General features: G+C 70.6%; 17 protein-coding genes. 5 read left to right on the top strand and 12 right to left on the bottom strand.

Features of this window, described 5'->3' with window-relative positions:
* The first annotated feature begins 2 nt into the window (after window positions 1-2).
* The gene (locus tag VNW53_RS12580; RefSeq protein ID WP_325556016.1) at window positions 3-1,076 is read left to right on the top strand and encodes a phosphotransferase; all 1,074 of its coding nucleotides are present in this window, start codon (window positions 3-5) and stop codon (window positions 1,074-1,076) included.
* On the opposite strand, the gene lpxK is transcribed toward VNW53_RS12580, so the two are convergent.
* From lpxK to VNW53_RS12605, 5 genes are read right to left on the bottom strand one after another with little or no spacing between them, the layout of a single operon-like run.
* Complete coding sequence (lpxK, locus tag VNW53_RS12585; protein ID WP_325556017.1) at window positions 1,073-2,092, bottom strand: tetraacyldisaccharide 4'-kinase; 1,020 nt, start codon at window positions 2,090-2,092, stop codon at window positions 1,073-1,075. The two genes, VNW53_RS12580 and lpxK, sit on opposite strands and share 4 nt — an antisense overlap.
* Entirely contained in the window at window positions 2,089-3,372 is a 1,284-nt protein-coding gene (locus VNW53_RS12590; RefSeq protein ID WP_325556018.1) for a 3-deoxy-D-manno-octulosonic acid transferase, read from the bottom strand. Before VNW53_RS12590 ends, lpxK begins: the two co-directional genes overlap by 4 nt.
* The gene (locus VNW53_RS12595) at window positions 3,369-4,409 is read right to left on the bottom strand and encodes a cation diffusion facilitator family transporter (RefSeq protein ID WP_325556019.1); all 1,041 of its coding nucleotides are present in this window, start codon (window positions 4,407-4,409) and stop codon (window positions 3,369-3,371) included. The genes VNW53_RS12590 and VNW53_RS12595 overlap by 4 nt, the downstream gene beginning before the upstream one ends.
* A 30-nt stretch (window positions 4,410-4,439) precedes the next feature.
* Entirely contained in the window at window positions 4,440-5,144 is a 705-nt protein-coding gene (locus tag VNW53_RS12600) for a lysophospholipid acyltransferase family protein (protein WP_325556020.1), read from the bottom strand.
* Window positions 5,141-6,922 carry an ABC transporter ATP-binding protein gene (locus VNW53_RS12605; protein WP_325556021.1) on the bottom strand — a complete coding sequence of 594 codons (1,782 nt, stop codon included), beginning with the start codon at window positions 6,920-6,922 and terminating at the stop codon, window positions 5,141-5,143. Before VNW53_RS12605 ends, VNW53_RS12600 begins: the two co-directional genes overlap by 4 nt.
* Window positions 6,923-7,040: 118 nt before the next feature.
* Here VNW53_RS12605 and VNW53_RS12610 point away from each other — a divergent pair, with 118 nt between their 5' ends.
* Window positions 7,041-7,724 carry a fused DSP-PTPase phosphatase/NAD kinase-like protein gene (locus VNW53_RS12610; protein ID WP_325556022.1) on the top strand — a complete coding sequence of 228 codons (684 nt, stop codon included), beginning with the start codon at window positions 7,041-7,043 and terminating at the stop codon, window positions 7,722-7,724.
* Window positions 7,725-7,859: 135 nt separating this feature from the next.
* Here VNW53_RS12610 and VNW53_RS12615 read toward each other — a convergent pair whose 3' ends face one another.
* From VNW53_RS12615 to VNW53_RS12630, 4 genes are all read right to left on the bottom strand, one after another.
* Window positions 7,860-8,102 (bottom strand): DUF4170 domain-containing protein, encoded by a 243-nt coding sequence (locus VNW53_RS12615; RefSeq protein WP_325556023.1) that lies wholly within the window; start codon window positions 8,100-8,102, stop codon window positions 7,860-7,862.
* A 94-nt stretch (window positions 8,103-8,196) separates the two neighbouring features.
* Window positions 8,197-9,528: a TldD/PmbA family protein gene (locus VNW53_RS12620; RefSeq protein WP_325556034.1), complete on the bottom strand. Its 1,332-nt coding sequence runs from the start codon at window positions 9,526-9,528 to the stop codon at window positions 8,197-8,199.
* A gap of 66 nt (window positions 9,529-9,594) precedes the next feature.
* A complete protein-coding gene (locus VNW53_RS12625) occupies window positions 9,595-9,996 on the bottom strand; it encodes an MAPEG family protein (protein ID WP_325556024.1) in 402 nt (133 codons plus the stop codon).
* 55 nt (window positions 9,997-10,051) lie between these two features.
* On the bottom strand, window positions 10,052-11,578 hold the full coding sequence (locus VNW53_RS12630) for a UbiD family decarboxylase (RefSeq protein ID WP_325556025.1): 1,527 nt from the start codon (window positions 11,576-11,578) through the stop codon (window positions 10,052-10,054).
* Window positions 11,579-11,639: 61 nt separating this feature from the next.
* On the opposite strand from VNW53_RS12630, the gene VNW53_RS12635 reads away from it, so the two are divergent.
* Complete coding sequence (locus VNW53_RS12635; RefSeq protein ID WP_325556026.1) at window positions 11,640-11,870, top strand: hypothetical protein; 231 nt, start codon at window positions 11,640-11,642, stop codon at window positions 11,868-11,870.
* A gap of 135 nt (window positions 11,871-12,005) precedes the next feature.
* On the top strand, window positions 12,006-12,557 hold the full coding sequence (locus tag VNW53_RS12640; RefSeq protein WP_325556027.1) for a hypothetical protein: 552 nt from the start codon (window positions 12,006-12,008) through the stop codon (window positions 12,555-12,557).
* Window positions 12,558-12,754: 197 nt separating this feature from the next.
* On the opposite strand, the gene VNW53_RS12645 is transcribed toward VNW53_RS12640, so the two are convergent.
* From VNW53_RS12645 to VNW53_RS12655, 3 genes are all read right to left on the bottom strand, one after another.
* Window positions 12,755-13,396: a PAS domain-containing protein gene (locus VNW53_RS12645; RefSeq protein ID WP_325556028.1), complete on the bottom strand. Its 642-nt coding sequence runs from the start codon at window positions 13,394-13,396 to the stop codon at window positions 12,755-12,757.
* A 108-nt stretch (window positions 13,397-13,504) separates the two neighbouring features.
* Entirely contained in the window at window positions 13,505-13,855 is a 351-nt protein-coding gene (locus VNW53_RS12650) for an MmcQ/YjbR family DNA-binding protein (protein WP_325556029.1), read from the bottom strand.
* On the bottom strand, window positions 13,852-14,436 hold the full coding sequence (locus VNW53_RS12655) for a YdeI/OmpD-associated family protein (RefSeq protein WP_325556030.1): 585 nt from the start codon (window positions 14,434-14,436) through the stop codon (window positions 13,852-13,854). Before VNW53_RS12655 ends, VNW53_RS12650 begins: the two co-directional genes overlap by 4 nt.
* 60 nt (window positions 14,437-14,496) lie before the next feature.
* On the opposite strand from VNW53_RS12655, the gene VNW53_RS12660 reads away from it, so the two are divergent.
* On the top strand, window positions 14,497-15,027 hold a 531-nt coding region (locus VNW53_RS12660; protein WP_325556031.1), incomplete at its 3' end, for a class I SAM-dependent methyltransferase.

The following is a 15,027-nucleotide window of genomic DNA, read 5'->3' on the forward strand; positions in this document are numbered from 1 at the left end:
CCATGGTCGACGCCGCCGAGCAGGAGCGCGAACAGCTCAATACCGGCACCAAGGCCGTGGCCGAGACCCACAGGTTCGATGAGGCGGCGCTGGAGCGCTGGATGAAGGCGAACGTGGCGGGCTATGCCGGTCCGCTCGAGGTGCGCCAGTTCAAGGGCGGCCAGTCCAACCCGACCTACCAGTTGATCACGCCGACGAAGAAATACGTCCTGCGCCGCAAACCGCCGGGCAAGCTCTTGCCGTCGGCGCACGCGGTGGACCGCGAGTACAAGGTGATCACCGCCTTGGGGACGACCGGCTTCCCGGTGGCCAAGACCTATGGCCTGTGCACCGACGACGAGGTGATCGGCACCTGGTTCTACATCATGGACATGGTCGAGGGCCGCATCCTCTGGGACCAGACCCTGCCGCAGTACCAGCCGGTCGAGCGCCACGCGATCTTCATGGACAAGATCAAGGTGCTCGCCGACCTGCACAACACCGACTACGAGGCCATCGGCCTGGGCGACTACGGCAAGCCCGGCAACTACATGGGCCGCCAGGTCGACCGCTGGACCAAGCAGTACAAGGCCTCTGAGACCCAGCACATCCCGGAGATCGAGCGGCTGATCGAGTGGCTGCCCAAGACCCTGCCGGTGCAGGAGCGCACCTCGGTGGTGCACGGCGACTACCGCCTGGACAACATGATCTTCCACCCGACGGAGCCCAGGGTCACCGCCGTGCTCGACTGGGAGCTTTCGACCCTGGGCGAGCCCCTGGCCGACTTCACCTACCTCCTGATGAACTGGGTCAACGGTTCGATCTCGACGATCCCGGACCTCAAGGCTCACGGTATCCCGACCATCGAGGAGACCGTGGACTACTACTGCAGCCTGACCGGCCGCACCGGCCTGCACGACCTGAACTGGTTCTTCAGCTACAACGCCTTCCGCTTGGCGGGCATCCTGCAGGGCATCGTGGGCCGGGTCCGCGACGGCACCGCCAACAGCCCGCACGCCGCCCAGCAGGCTGACCGCGTCGTGTCGCTCGCCCAGGCGAGCTGGAAGTTCGCGGAAAAGGCCGGCGCGGTCGCCTAAAGCCCGGCGGGCGCCAGCAGGGCGTCCAGCGCCGCCGGATCGTCGAACACCGCCTTGACCGGCCAGGCGGCGACCCGCGCGCGCCAGGCGGGCGGCAGGCGAACCCAGTCCTTCTCGGTGGTCACGAGGCCGGCGCCGAACACCGCGGCGCGGTCGGCGAGCGCCTTCAGGGTCGCCTCGCTGTAGGCGGCGTGGTCGGGGAAAGGGGCGAAGTCGGCCAGGTCGCAGCCCGCCGCCTTCAGGGAGACGGCCACCTTCCACGGCTTGCCGATGCCGGCGAAGCCGACCTGCGGTCCTGCGGGCGGCGGGGCGACGGGCTGGAGGTGGCCGCTGAGCAGGGGCGGGCCGGCCAGCATCCGCGCCAGCTCCGCATCGACCGCCGCCAGGTCCGCGGGCAGCAGCACCAGCACTGCGTCGGCGCGCGTCAGGCCCGCGGCCAGGGGTTCGCGCATCGGCCCCGCCGGGAACACGCGGCCGTCGCCGAACGGCCAGTCCTCGCCGCGGGTCTCGCCGTCCACCACGACCAGCGACAGGGCTTTCTTCACCGACGGGTTCTGGTGGCCGTCGTCCATGACGATGACCTGGGCGCCGGCGGCCGCGGCGGCCCTCGCGCCGGCGGCGCGGTCGCGGGCGACCCAGACCGGAAACGCGGCCGCCAGCATCAGGGGCTCGTCGCCCACGTCGGCGGCGCCATGCACGACGGGATCGACGCGCACGGGCCCCTCGAGCCGCCCGCCATAGCCGCGCGACAGCAGGTGGACGGCTAGGCCACGGGCCGCCAGCCGCTCGGCCAGGGCGCGGACCACCGGGGTCTTGCCGACCCCGCCCATGGTCAGGTTGCCGACGCAGATCACCGGGACGCCCACATCCTCGGGCGTCGTCCGCGCGATCCGCCGCGCGGTCACCGCCGCCCAGATCCAGGACAGCGGCGTCAGCAGGGCGCGGACCGTGGGCATGCCGCCGCGCCGCTGGGCGTCGCCGCGCTCATACCACCAGCGTGGCGTGGCGAGCTTCATGCGGCCAGCAGGGGTTCTATCAGCGCCATGGCGGCGCTCAGCGCCGCGCCCTGGCGCGCCGCGTAGTCGGCCGCAGCCTCGCCGATCCGCCGGGCGATCGTCGGGTTGGCCAGCAGGCCGGCGACGTGCCGCGAGAGCGCCGCGGCGTCGGCGGCCTCGATCGCGGCGGCCTCGGCGAACATCGCCGCATAGATGTCGCGGGCGTTGAAGGCTTCCGGGCCGGTGACGATGGCCGCCTGCAGCCGCGCCGCCTCCAGCGGATTGTGCCCGCCGATCCCCGCCACGAAGCTGCCGCCCATCACCACGGCGCGGGCCGTGGCGTAGAAGGCGCCGAGCTCGCCCAGGGTGTCGACCACATAGGCGCTGATCCGCGGCCCCAGGGCTTCACCGGCCGCGCGGCGGGCGACGGCGAAGCCCATGGCCTGCAGCTCGGCCGCGACCTCCGGGCCGCGCTCGGGATGCCGCGGGGCGACGATCAGGACGGCGGGCGTTCCGCTCGCGACGGCCGCACGGAAGGCCTCGGCGATCGGCCGCTCCTCGCCCGGATGGGTGCTGGCGGCCAGCACCGCCGGGCGGCCGCCCAGCCCCGCCTTGAGGGCCGCCACGCTCGCCGCGTCGACGGGCGGGGCCTCGCCCACCAGCTTCAGGTTCAGCCGCGGGCCAAGCGTCGCGCCCAGGCCGGCGAGCCGCGCCTCGGTGTCGCCGTCCTGCGCCAACACCAGGTCGAAAGCGCCCAGCAGGGCCCGCGCCGTGGCCGGCGCGCGGGCCCAGCCGTCGGCGCTGGCTTGCGTCATCCGCGCCGAGACCAACGCCAGGCGCACGCCGCGCGCCCTGGCCGCCACGATCAGGTTGGGCCAGAGCTCGCTTTCCACGAAGAGCCCGGCGTCCGGCCGCCAGTGGTCGAGGAACCGTCCCGCCGCGCCCGGCGCGTCCACCGGGGCGAACTGATGGATCACGCCGACCGGCAGCCGCTGGGCCAGCACCTGGGCGGAGGTCATCGTGCCGGAGGTCACCAGGACGTTGAGGTCGGGGCGCGCCGCGCGCAGGGCCGCGATCAGCGGCAGCAGCGACAGGCTCTCCCCCACGCTTACCCCGTGGAGCCAGACCAGCGGGCCGCCAGGCCGCGAAAGGAGGGGGCGTCCGAGGCGTTCGTTGAGGCGGTCCGGCGCCTCCTTGCCGGCCCGGGCGCGGCGGCGGAGCAGGCTGGGCGCCCACGGCTCCATCAGGCCGGTCGCCGCGGCGTAGAGCGCCAGCGGCAGCGTGCGCGGGGCTCGGCTCACACCACCCCGGCGGGGGCCAGCCGGCAGGCCGTTTCGCTGTCGGTCTCCACCTGGAGGGTGGCGTGGCCGATGTTGAACTTGAGCGCCAGGCCCTCGCAGGCCGCGTGCAGGAAGCTGTCGGCGTCGAGGTTGGCCGGGCGGATCACATGGGCGGTCAACGCCGTCTCGGTGGTGCTCATCGCCCAGACGTGCAGGTCGTGGATCTCCTCGACGCCCGGCTGGGCCGCGAGCCAGGCGCGCACCTCGGTCACGTCGATCTCCCGCGGGACGCCGTCGAGCGCGAGGTTCACTGAGTCCCGCAAGAGACCCCAGGTCCCGAAGACGATGACCGCGGCGATGCCCAGGCTGAGCGCCGGATCGATCCACTGCAGGCCGGTGAGTGCGATGACGCCCGCGCCGATCACCACGGCCACCGAGATCACCGCGTCGCTGGCCATGTGCAGGAAGGCGCCGCGGACGTTCAGGTCTTCCTTCCCGCCGCGCATGAAGAGCAGAGCCGTGACCGTGTTGATCGCGACGCCGATGGCGGCGGTGATCATCACCGTCCTGGTGGAGACCACGTTCGGCAGGGTCAGGCGATGAATGGATTCCGAGACGATGGCCCCGATCGCCAGCAGCAGGAACACCGCATTGCCCAGCGAGGCCAGGATCGTCCCCTTCCGCAGGCCGTAGGTCCGCCGGCTGCTGGGCGCGCGCTTGGCCAACACCGTGGCGCCCCAGGCCATCAGCAGCGCCAGTACGTCGGAGAGGTTGTGGCCGGCGTCGGCCAGCAGCGCCATGGAGTGGGACAGGAACCCGGCGCCGACTTCCACCAGCACGAAGAGGGTGTTGAGCGTCACCCCGATGGCGAATACCCGGCCCATGTCGGCGGGGACGTGGTGGTGATGGCCGTGGCCGTGCGCGTGGCTGTGGCCGTGCCTGGGGCCGTGGTCATGACCATGGCCGCCCGCGCCAGCCTTGTGGTGCGCGTGGCCCTCGTGATCATGGTGGTCATGATCGTGATGGTCGTGATCGCCGTGGGCGTGCGTATGGGCCATGGGTCTATGTCTCACCGCGCGGCGCCCGGATCAATCCGCGGCGCGCGCCACCAGGGCTTCGGCGCGCCGGGTGACCGCCGAGAGGCGGGCCGACCATTCGGCGAGCAGCGCCTCGGCGCCGGCGTCGTCGATGCCAGGGGGCACGTAGAGCGGGCCGTCCCAGACCACGGCGCCCCGGCCGAAGGGGGCGGCGAACATCACCTTGTCCCAGGTGTCGAACTGTTTGGCCGGATGGGCGGCGATGCCCATCAGGAACACCGGCTGCTTGGAGCGCTTGGCGATCTGCAGGGAGCCGGGCGCTATGACCTCGTTGGGCCCGCGCGGCCCGTCCGGCGTCACCACCAGGGCTCCGCCCTCGGCCACATGGTTCACCGCCTCGCGGAAGGCGGCGACCGCCTGGCGGGCCTTGGCGGTATCGCCGGGTTTGGCGGTGGAGATGCGGATGCCGGGAAAGCCCGCCATCTCCAGCGCCGTGGCGATGAACTGGCCGTCGGAGGAGGGCGAGATCAACGCCTTGGTGCGCTTTCGCCACCACTGCGGCGCGGTCGCCAGGCAGAGCGGGATGCGCCCGTGCCAGAACAGGGCCACCGCGCCTTCGTCCCCGGCCAGCACCGGCTCGACGCAGTCCAGGTTCTCGTGGCGCCACCGCACGGTCGACAGGATCAGGCGGATGTAGGCGCCCAGCAGCCAGCCCAGCAGGTTCTGGACGGCGTCGCTGCGCAGAAGCTTCTTCAAGCCGCGGTTTCCGGTTCCGCCTCGAGATCGGCGGTCTTGGCGAGACGGGCGTAGAGGCCTCGCCGGCGCAGCAGGCCCGCATGGTCGCCGGTCTCCACGATGCGGCCGCGGTCGATCACATAGATGCGGTCGGCGCCGCGCACGGTCGAGAGGCGATGGGCGATCAGGATCGTCGTGCGCCCGGCCATAAGCCGCTTCAGCGCCGCCTGGACCTGCGCCTCGCTCTCGGCGTCCAGCGCGCTGGTGGCCTCGTCGAGAAGCAGGATCGGCGCGTCCTTCAGGAACGCGCGCGCGATGGCGATCCGCTGCTTCTGACCGCCGGAGAGCCGCGTTCCCGCCTCGCCGACCTGGGTTTCGTAGCCCTGGGGCAGGTCGAGGATGAAGTCGTGCGCCGCGGCCTCCCTCGCCGCGCGTTCGACCTCCGCCTGACTGGCGTCGGGATGGGCGTAGGCGATGTTGGCGCGGATGCTGTCGTCGAACAGGAACGGGTCCTGGGTGACCAGCGCGATCTGGTCGCGCAGCGAGGCGAGCGTGACGTCGCGCACGTCGTGGCCGTCGATCAGCACGCGCCCCTCGGTGGCGTCGTAGAAGCGCGGGATCAGGTTCAGGATCGTGGTCTTGCCGCCGCCCGAGGGGCCGACCAGGGCCACGGTCTCGCCGCGACGGGCGTGGAGCGTGACCGCGCTCAGCGCCCGCGAGCCATCGGCGCTGTAGGCGAAGCCTACGTCCTCGAAGGCGATGGTCGCCTGGCCGGCCGGCAGCGGGTGGGCGCCCGGCCGGTCACGCACCGTCGGCTCGATGTCCAGCGCCACGAACAGCCGCCCGGCGGCCGCCATGCCCTCCGCGAAGACGCCCTGCAGATTGGCGAGCTGGCGCAGGGATTGGGACGCCAGGCCCAGCGAGACGACGAAGGTGAGGAACGCGCCCGGCGTCATGTGGCCGTGGATCGAGCGCCAGCCCGCATAGGCGATGATGCCGGTGGTGATCAGGGTCATCAGCAGCTCGGTCGCCGGCGCCGCGAAGGCGCGGGCGTTGGCGCCCTTGACCAGGTGCGTCTGCCGCCGGTCCACGACCTCGGCCACGCGGGCTTCCTCGTAGGACTCGCGATTCTCGATCTTCACGACCCTGACGCCGTCGAGGCTTTCCATGATCGCGCTGGAAAGGGCGGAGGTCTCGGCCATGGCGCCGCGGGCCGCCTTGCGGGTCAGCTTGGCGAATTGGCGCATGATCCAGGCCGCCGGCAGCGCGGCGGCCACCACGACGGCGGCCAGGGTGTAGTCGGTGGACAGCATCACCCAGGCCGCGCCGACGACCTGCAGCAGGTTCTGGGTGTAGTTGATCACCCCGGAGGTGGCCGCCTCGCGGATCAGGCCCGCGTCATAGAGCACCGACGAAACATAGGCGCCGGAATGCTGGGTCTGCAGCCGGGCCAGGTCGGCGCGCACCATCTTGCCGAAGAGCTGGACCTGGACGTCGCCGACCACCGCATTGCCTATGCGGTTGATCAGCGCCGCCTGAATCACCGCCGCCGCCGCGCGCCCGATGGCGTAGGCGGCCAGGGTCAGGGGCAGGACGATCAGGTCATGGGTGTTGTGCGCCACCATGAGCTGGTCGGTGGCGGGCTTCAGCAGCCTGACGAGCTGGGTGCTGCTGTAGGCGACCACGACGGCCGCGATCAGGGCGGTCAACCAGCCCTTCCACCGCGGCGCCATGTAGATCCGCGCCACCCGGCCGATCAGGGCGCGGGCGCTAAGCTCGGGCGGTGCGGACGCGCTCATAAGGCCTGGGGTCGTCCGATGCGGGGTTGGAGTCAAGACGGCGGCCCGCCGCGGCGCCAATGCGACCCTTGGTCCAGACGGCTTCCGTCGGAGCGACGGAACCCTTAGGTAGGGCGCCATGACGCTCGCGCCAACCAAGCCCGGATTCGACCTCGCCACCCCGGGCGGGCGCTTCAGGACCTATGCCGACTACCTGTGGAACGACCACGCCTACCTGCGGCTGGGCTTCCAGAACGCCCATTGGATCTCCGACGAGCTGGTGCGCACCAACCAGCCCTGGCCCCATCAGCTCGCCGCCTGGAAGGCGCGCGGGATCAAGACCATCGTCAACCTGCGCGGCGGCTTCGACGCCAGCTTCCACGCCCTGGAGAAGGACGCCTGCGCCGCCCTGGGCCTGGAGATGGTCAATTTCACGGTCACCTCGCGGGAGGTCCCCAGCCGCGAGCAGATGCTGGGGGCCAAGCGGCTCTACGAAACCATCGCCTATCCGGCCCTGATCCACTGCAAGTCCGGCGCGGACCGGGCCGGGATCATGAGCGTGCTCTACATGCATTTCCGCAAGGGCCTGCCGATCCGCGAGGCCCTCAGCCAGCTCCACATCCGCTACCTGCACGTGAAGCAGGGCAAGACCGGGGTGCTGGACTACGTCTTCGAACGCTACCTGGCCGAGGGCGAACCGGCCGGGATGTCGTTCCTGGAGTGGGTCGAGAGCCCGACCTACGACCCGGCCGGCATGAAGGCGGACTTCCGCGCCGGCGTGGTGGGGTCGGCGCTGACCGAGAAGCTGCTGCGGCGCGAGTAATAAATTCCACTCATCCCGGCGAAGGCCGGGAGCCAGATCGCAAAGCGCCGGGGCGGGCCGGATTTCCGCCGAGTTGTTCGAGCCCGCGGCTGAGTCATCCCGTCTGGGTCCCGGCCTTCGCCGGGATGAGCGGTGTCAATGATCGTGCTCGTGGTCCGAGTCCGGGTCGAGCAGCTTGTGGGCGTGGATGATGAAGTAGCGCATCAAGGCGTTGTCCACCGTCGACTGCGCCTTGGCGCGCCAGGCGGCCAGCGCCTGGGTGTAGTTCGGATAGGCGCCCACCAGGTCGACCTTGCTGAGGTCGCGGAACTCGGCGGGCCCGTTGAGGACCTTCAGTTCGCCGCCGATCACCAGGTGAAGGAGCTGCTTGTCGGGCATGGGTCGTCTCGGGTCTTTTCGTATCGCGGAGATGCGCAGGCGCGCTTGGCGCAGGCGATAGGCTTACGCAGCGTCGGGATCAATGGCTGTGCGGCTAGAGTCCGGCGATCGCCAGGCCGTCCACCAGGATCGAGGGCGCGTTCGAGGCCCCTCTGATCTCCAGGTCGGCGCCGGGGACCAGGCGGGCGTAGATGTCGATCAGGTTGCCCGCGACGGTGATCTCGTTGACCGGGTAGGCGATCTGGCCGCCCTCGAACCAGAAGCCCGAGCAGCCCACCGACCAGTCGCCGGTGTTGCCGTTCAGCGAGGGCCCGAACATCGAGGTGACCAAGAGGCCCGCCCCGGCGTCGGCCATCAGCTCGGCCTGGCTGCGCGTCCCGGGCTCCAGGGTCAGGTTCGACGGTCCCACGCCCGGCGGCCCGGCGAGGCCGCGCGAGGCGTGGCCGGTGGTGGCGAGGCCGAGCTGGCGCGCCGAGGAGGTGTTCAGCAGCCAGGTGGTCAGCACCCCATCGTCGATCAGGCTGATCCGCCGGTTGGCCACGCCCTCGTCGTCGAAGGGCGAGGAGCCCAGGCCGCGCAGGCGGTGCGGGTCGTCGGTGACCGAAATGCCCTTGGCGAACACCGGCTGGCCCAGCCTGTCCTTCAGGAACGAGGTGCCGCGGGTGATCGCGGGGCCGGACACGGCGCCCACCAGCGGCCCCAGCAGCGAGGCGGCCAGGCGGTTCTCGAAGATCACCGGGGCGGTGGTCGAGGCGATCTTGCGCGCGCCCAGGCGCCCGGCGGCGCGGGTCCCGGCCTCGGTCCCGATGGCCGCGGGGTCGGGCAGATCGCCCTGCCAGCGGACCGAACGGCCGTCATAGCCGGTCTCCATGCCGCCCTCGTCGCCGGCGATGGCCGAGGCGCCAAGCGAGAAAGAAGACGCCCGGTGCAGGCCCGAAAAGCCGCCGCTGGTGACGATTCGCCACTGGCCGGCCGACCAGCTTGCCGAACCGCCGTCGGAATTGGTGACCTTGGGCACGGCGCGGGCCGCGGCCTCGGCGGTGCGCGCCCTGGCCTCCAGGGCCTCGGGCTGCGGCTCGGCCGGATCGTAGAGGTCGAGGTCGGCCAGCGGCCCGCGGGCCAGCCGGTCGGGGTCGGCCAGGCTGGCGTAGGGATCCTCCGGGGCCAGCCGGGCCATGGCCACGACGCGGGCCACCAGCTTGGCGCGCGCCTCGGCGCTGACGTCGGAGCCGGAGACCGAGGCCTGGCGCCTGCCGATGAAGACCCGCAGGCCCAGATCGCGGCTCTCCTCGCGCTCGACTTCCTCGAGCTCGCCGTTGCGTACGGTGACGGAAAGGGCGCGGCGCTCGGCGCCCACGGCCTCGGCGGCGTCCGCGCCGGCGGCCAGGGCGGCGGCCACCACGTCGTTCAGCAGGTTTTCGTCCATGCCGGCCATATGGCGGAGCCGGCGGCCGGGAACAAGCTCGGGCGCTAACGGGAGCAAGATCGGGCGCTAGGGGATCGCGTGGAAGATCAGCGCCACGCCGCCCAGGATGTAGGCGAGCCAGGTGGCGATGACGCCCGCCGAACGCAGGATCGAGGACCCGCCGCTGCGCGACAGGCCGATCGCATGGGCCACCCGGCCCACGAACAGGGGCAAGCCGACGGCGTGCACCTCAAGGGGCGCGGCGTTCACCAGGGCCAGGACCGCGATGGCGATGAGGCCTCCAGGCACATATTCGGTGGCGTTGCCGAAGGCGCGCACCGCCTGGGCGAGCTGCGGGATGTCGGCGTCGCCCAGCACTACCTGATGCTTGCGCCGCTGCCGCACCACCAGCACCGACAGCACCAGCAGCAGGATGAGATGCAATCCGACCCAAAGGGCGGCCGCGTGGGCGGATGGCGTGGCGTCCATGGCGTGTTCCCCCTCGGGGCCGGAGGTTGCCCGCGCTTCGCGGCCTCCCGCAAGCTCAGTCGACCGGCTGGCCCGCGCCCGGCAGGCCCAGGCGCGACCACATCTGCGTGACCGCCTCGACCGTCGCCTCGTCCATGGAAAGCTTGCGGCCCCACTCGCGGTGGGTCTCCGGCGGCCATTTGTCGGTGGCGTCGAGGCCGATCTTCGAGCCCAGCCCGCTCTCCGGCGAGGCGAAGTCCAGGTAGTCGATGGGCGTGTTCTCCACCACGGTGATGTCGCGCGCCGGGTCCATGCGGGTGGAGATCGCCCACATGACGTCCTTCCAGTCGCGGGCGTCGATGTCGTCGTCCACGACGATCACCCACTTGGTGTACATGAACTGCCGCAGGTAGCTCCAGACGCCCATCATCACCCGCTTGGCGTGGCCGGCGTAGGCCTTCTTCATGGAGACGACGGCGATCCGGTAGGAGCAGCCCTCCGGCGGCAGCCAGAAGTCGACGATCTCCGGGAACTGCTGGCGCAGCAGCGGGATGAAGACCTCGTTCAGCGCCTCGCCCAGCACGCTGGGCTCGTCCGGCGGGCGGCCGGTGAAGGTGGTCAGGTAGATCGGGTCTCGGCGCATGGTGATGGCGCTGACCTGGAAAACCGGAAATTTTTCAACGCTGTTGTAATAGCCCGTGTGATCGCCGTACGGCCCCTCGTCCTCGTAGTCGTCCAGCAGGACGTGGCCCTCGATGACGATCTCGGCCTGGGCCGGGACCATCAGGGGCACGGTCTTGGCGGGGACGAGGTCGACCTTGGCGCCGCGCAGCAGGCCCGCGAACTGGTACTCCGACAGCGTGTCCGGCACCGGCGTCACGGCGGCCAGGATCGTGCCGGGATCGGCGCCGATCACCGCGCAGGCGGGCAGGGGCTCACGCTTGCCCTGCGCCTTCCAGCGGCGGTGGTGCTGGGCGCCGCCTCGGTGGGCCAGCCAGCGCATGATGGTGCGGTCCTTGCCCGTCACCTGCATGCGGTAGATGCCGAGGTTGTAGTCGTCCTCGCGCGTCTGCGAAGGGCCCTTGGTGACCACGAGCGGCCAGGTGATCAGCGGCGCGGGCTCGCCCGGCCAGCAGGTCTGAATCGGCAGCTTGGAAAGGTCGATCCTGTCGCCGGTCCAGACCACCTGCTGCACCGGCGCGGACTTCACCGTCGCCGGGCGCATGGACATCACCGTCTTGGCCAGCGGCAGCATCTCCATGGCGTCCTTGAAGCCGCGCGGCGGCTCAGGGCTGCGCAGGAAGGCCAGCAGTTCGCCGACCTCGCGCAGGTCCGCCGCCGTGGTGCGGGCGCGGCCCTCCAGCGTCACGCCCATGGCGACCCGCTTGACCGTCCCGAACAGGTTGACCAGGCAGGGCATCGGCGAGCGCTCGCCATCGGCGCGGATGACGTTCTCGAACAGCACCGCAGGCCCGCCCTGCGCCAACAGCCGCCGGTGGATCTCGGTCATTTCGAGGACGGTGGAGACGGGCTCGGTGACGCGGACCAGCTCGCCCGCCGCCTCAAGCGTCTTCAGGAACTCGCGCAAGGACTTGTAGGCCATGGCCCCTCCAAACCGGGCGGGACCCTAGAGGCGTGGCCGCCCCGGGTCTAGGATCGGCGCCATGAAGCGCATCGACCTCGACGACCTGCCGCCGAAACTCGCGGCCCTGCTGGCCGGCGTCGAAGCGGGCGAGGAAGTGGTGCTGGTGCAGGGTGGCGCAGTGGTCGGCCGACTGACCGGCGGCGTCGTGGGGCGTGCGCCGGAGACCCAGGCCGATCCCAACCAGACCGCCGACGAGCGCGCCAAGGAGATCTTCGAACAGTTCCGCGCCAGCATCGAGGACGAATTCTAGCCAAGGGCGTGAAACCCTAAATCCGGGTGAGTCCGCTAGCGGCGGGCAAGCCGATATCCGCTCTCGACCCATTGCGGACCCTTGGAGATGCCGTGTTAGCTAAGCTGGCGCGCATGAGCTGGGGGGGCGCGTCCAATGCCTGGAACGGGAACGACAATCACACTCGCCGACGTCGCGACGATCGCTGGTATCGTCAGCAGCCTGGCTCTGACAATTTCGCTTGTCTATGTCGCCCTTCAGGTGCGCCAGGCGGAGAAGAACCAGCGAGGCCTGATGCAGCAGGGGCGCGCAAACCGCCTCGATGCGGTTCTGATGAACATGGCTGAGCCGCAGCTCGCAGCGGTCTGGCTGAAGGGCTCCCAGAAGCCCGCCGACCTGTCGGCCCTGGAATTGGAGCAATTCCTGCTGATCTGCCGCGCCGCCTTCCTGAGCGGAGAAGACAGTTTCCTGCAGCACAAGGCCGGACTGCTGGATGAGACAGCCTTCCGCAGCTTCAGCACCGGGGTCCGCGGCCAACTGATGGGCTCGCTCGGCATGCGCGCTGCCTGGCGGCTACTCGCCCATCAATTCGGTCCCGAGTTCGTCGCCTTTATGGAAGAGCACTCGGCGCACGCCTCCGCCCAGGGCGCGCCAAACCGCCTCGAGCAATGGTCGGCCGCCCTGAAGCAAACGACGCCAGGGGCATAGGGTCCGCTATCCACCCCGTTGCGGACGTTGGAAGAGTCCGCTCTGAGGCGCCGTTTTAGGCGGGTCTCCTTCAACTCCTAGGGCTACCTCGCACCTAACAGCCTCAGCACCGTAGGTTTTCCGCCTTCGGCGGAGGAATTCGACGCGCTTGCAACTCGTGGAACCATTGACCTCCCGCCGCGACGCCGCCCGGGCGTTTATGAGTGCGCGGCCTGGGCCGCCGAGGCCCTGTCCTTCAACACCGCGGCGGTCACTTCGTCGACCACGTGCAGCAGGTAGATCAGCCGCTCGTCCTTGTGCAGCGGCGTGTTGGTGGCCTGCCAGTAGCGCTCCACGAAGACGCCGGCGGCGTCGCGCACGTCGTAGCGCAGGATGGGCATGGCGTGCGGCCGGCGGGTCTCGGCGGCCGCGCGGAGCGAGGCGTAGAACTGCGAGACGCCGTCGGCGTTGGTTTCGGCGGGATTTTCCGGGAACAGATCGAAGAGCGGCCGGCCTACGACCTGCTCGCGGCTCATGTCGGTAGAGGCCTCGAAGGCAGAGTTGACCTCGACGAAGTTCAGGCCCGCCGCCGGATCGAGCAGGTAGGCGACATGTTCGGAGGCGCCGAACTCCTCCTGGAAATCGGCGCGCAGCTTCGCCTGGTTGGCGGCGAGGCTCTCCCGGGCGCCGATCGGCCAGGGCGGCGCGCCGGCCCCGGCCTCCGAGGCTTCCAGCAGGGCAAGTTCGCGTTCGGCCGAGGCCAGCATGGCTTGCATCCGGCGCCTGTCGCCCTCGTCGGACACCTGGGCCAGGCGCGACCGGAAGCGGTCGACGTTCTGCTGCAAAATGAAGCGCTGCACGCTTGGAATTCTGGCTGCTTCGCCACCCCGTTTTTGTACGCCGAGGCCTTACCTACCAGAGGTAGGCGAACGCGGCCATGTCACTACCGGGGGCTGCGACATCAGGCGTCAGGCCGAGGCGTTGGCCGCGTCGTATTCCTTGACCAGTTTCTTGGGCGCGACCTTGCGCCAGCGGCGCTCCAGGAAGGCCTTCAGCGAGCCGGGATGCAGGGTCGCGATCCGCGCCAGCACGCAGGGGTAGTCCTTGTAGTGGGCGGTCAAGTGGAAGGTGCCGGGCTCGGCCTCCATCAGCATCTCGCGCTCGTCGAAGCCCACCTCCATGATCACCATGGACTCGTCCTCGCGGCGCAGGCGGGTGAAGAACTTGCCGTTCACCTTGTAGGACGGCCGGCCGTAGCTCATTCCCTTCTCGGTCATCGGGAAGGCCATGACGATGGCGTCCATCTCCTCAGGTGTCATTTCGGCTCCATCTGGGTGGCGGTCACCAGTCTGCGCCCCTGCGCCGAGGCGTCAATCAGCAGCGCCAGGCGCTTGGCGCGCGTCGGGGCGGTCTTGGCGTCCAGGATCCGGTGGACCGTCAGCTTGCGGTAGCCCGGCGGCTGGGTTTCGAAAAAGGCCCAGGCCGTGGCGTCGGCGCGGAACGACGCCAACTCGTCCGCCGAGAGGTCGCCGGCCGGCCGCTCGTAGGAATAGACCTTGGTGCGCTCCTTGCCGGCCTCCCAGGCCGCGCGGCCGGCCGGGGCGATGCGGCCCTCGGCGTCGAGTTCGGCGAAGCGCTTCAGGTTCACTTGGCTCCAGATTCCGCCGGCCCTGCGCGGGGTGAAGCGGATGCGATAGGCCTCGTCGTCGATCCGGTGGCGCACCCCGTCGATCCAGCCGAAGCTGAGCGCCTCGTCCACGCTCTGCGGCCAGGTCATCGACGGCCTTCCCGACCCCACTTTCCAGAAGCCCACGGACAGCTCGGCGGCCGTCGCGTGGTTCGCTTTCAGCCAGGCCCGCCAATCCGCCGCGGCGGCGAAGAATGTGGGCCCGTCGGCCATTGCCGTCCTCTCTCCCGAGCGACGCTTGCCAGCGGACGCGGATCGGAATGGCGTCGTCCCATGTCCGCCACGATTCGGTCCCGGCCGTTCGCCCACACTGCGGCCTACTATCATTTTCGCGCGCCCTATGCTCCGGCGGCGATCGACTTCCTGGTCGAGGCCTTTGCCCTGGACGCCGCGGCGCGGGTGCTCGACCTCGGCTGCGGCCCGGGCACGCTGACCCTGCCGCTCGCCGCCGCGGCAGGCGAGGTCGTCGCGGCCGATCCGGAGCCGCGGATGCTGGATCGGGCCGGGCTCGCCGGCCGAGCCGCCGGGCGCCACAACATCCGCTGGCTGAGCGCTCGGGCGGAGGACCTTCCCGCCGATGTTGGCCACGTCCGCTTGGCGACGCTCGGCCAGTCCTTCCACTGGATGGATCGTGACGCGGTGCTGGCCACGCTGGCCGCAATCGTGGAGCCGGGCGGCGGCCTCGCGGTGATCAGTCCGGGCCGCCGCCGGCCGCAGGAATCCTGGGAAGAGATCGCCGACGCGGTAATCGCCCGTTTCCTGGGTCCTCGGCAGCCGCGGGCCGGACGCCATGCCGAACCGGAG

Origin of the sequence: Phenylobacterium sp., from assembly GCF_035569475.1 — a bacterium.
In the GTDB taxonomy this organism is placed as follows: Bacteria; Pseudomonadota; Alphaproteobacteria; order Caulobacterales; family Caulobacteraceae; genus Phenylobacterium.

Bases quoted from the DNA above. Each gene is read 5' to 3' on its own strand.
- VNW53_RS12580 (WP_325556016.1), top strand. From the start codon at position 3: ATGGTCGACGCCGCCGAGCAGGAGCGCGAACAGCTCAATACCGGCACC.
- lpxK (WP_325556017.1), bottom strand. From the start codon at position 2,092: ATGAAGCTCGCCACGCCACGCTGGTGGTATGAGCGCGGCGACGCCCAG.
- VNW53_RS12595 (WP_325556019.1), bottom strand. From the start codon at position 4,409: ATGGCCCATACGCACGCCCACGGCGATCACGACCATCACGATCATGAC.
- VNW53_RS12605 (WP_325556021.1), bottom strand. From the start codon at position 6,922: ATGAGCGCGTCCGCACCGCCCGAGCTTAGCGCCCGCGCCCTGATCGGC.
- VNW53_RS12610 (WP_325556022.1), top strand. From the start codon at position 7,041: ATGACGCTCGCGCCAACCAAGCCCGGATTCGACCTCGCCACCCCGGGC.
- VNW53_RS12615 (WP_325556023.1), bottom strand. From the start codon at position 8,102: ATGCCCGACAAGCAGCTCCTTCACCTGGTGATCGGCGGCGAACTGAAG.
- VNW53_RS12620 (WP_325556034.1), bottom strand. From the start codon at position 9,528: ATGGACGAAAACCTGCTGAACGACGTGGTGGCCGCCGCCCTGGCCGCC.
- VNW53_RS12625 (WP_325556024.1), bottom strand. From the start codon at position 9,996: ATGGACGCCACGCCATCCGCCCACGCGGCCGCCCTTTGGGTCGGATTG.
- VNW53_RS12630 (WP_325556025.1), bottom strand. From the start codon at position 11,578: ATGGCCTACAAGTCCTTGCGCGAGTTCCTGAAGACGCTTGAGGCGGCG.
- VNW53_RS12635 (WP_325556026.1), top strand. From the start codon at position 11,640: ATGAAGCGCATCGACCTCGACGACCTGCCGCCGAAACTCGCGGCCCTG.
- VNW53_RS12640 (WP_325556027.1), top strand. From the start codon at position 12,006: ATGCCTGGAACGGGAACGACAATCACACTCGCCGACGTCGCGACGATC.
- VNW53_RS12650 (WP_325556029.1), bottom strand. From the start codon at position 13,855: ATGACACCTGAGGAGATGGACGCCATCGTCATGGCCTTCCCGATGACC.
- VNW53_RS12655 (WP_325556030.1), bottom strand. From the start codon at position 14,436: ATGGCCGACGGGCCCACATTCTTCGCCGCCGCGGCGGATTGGCGGGCC.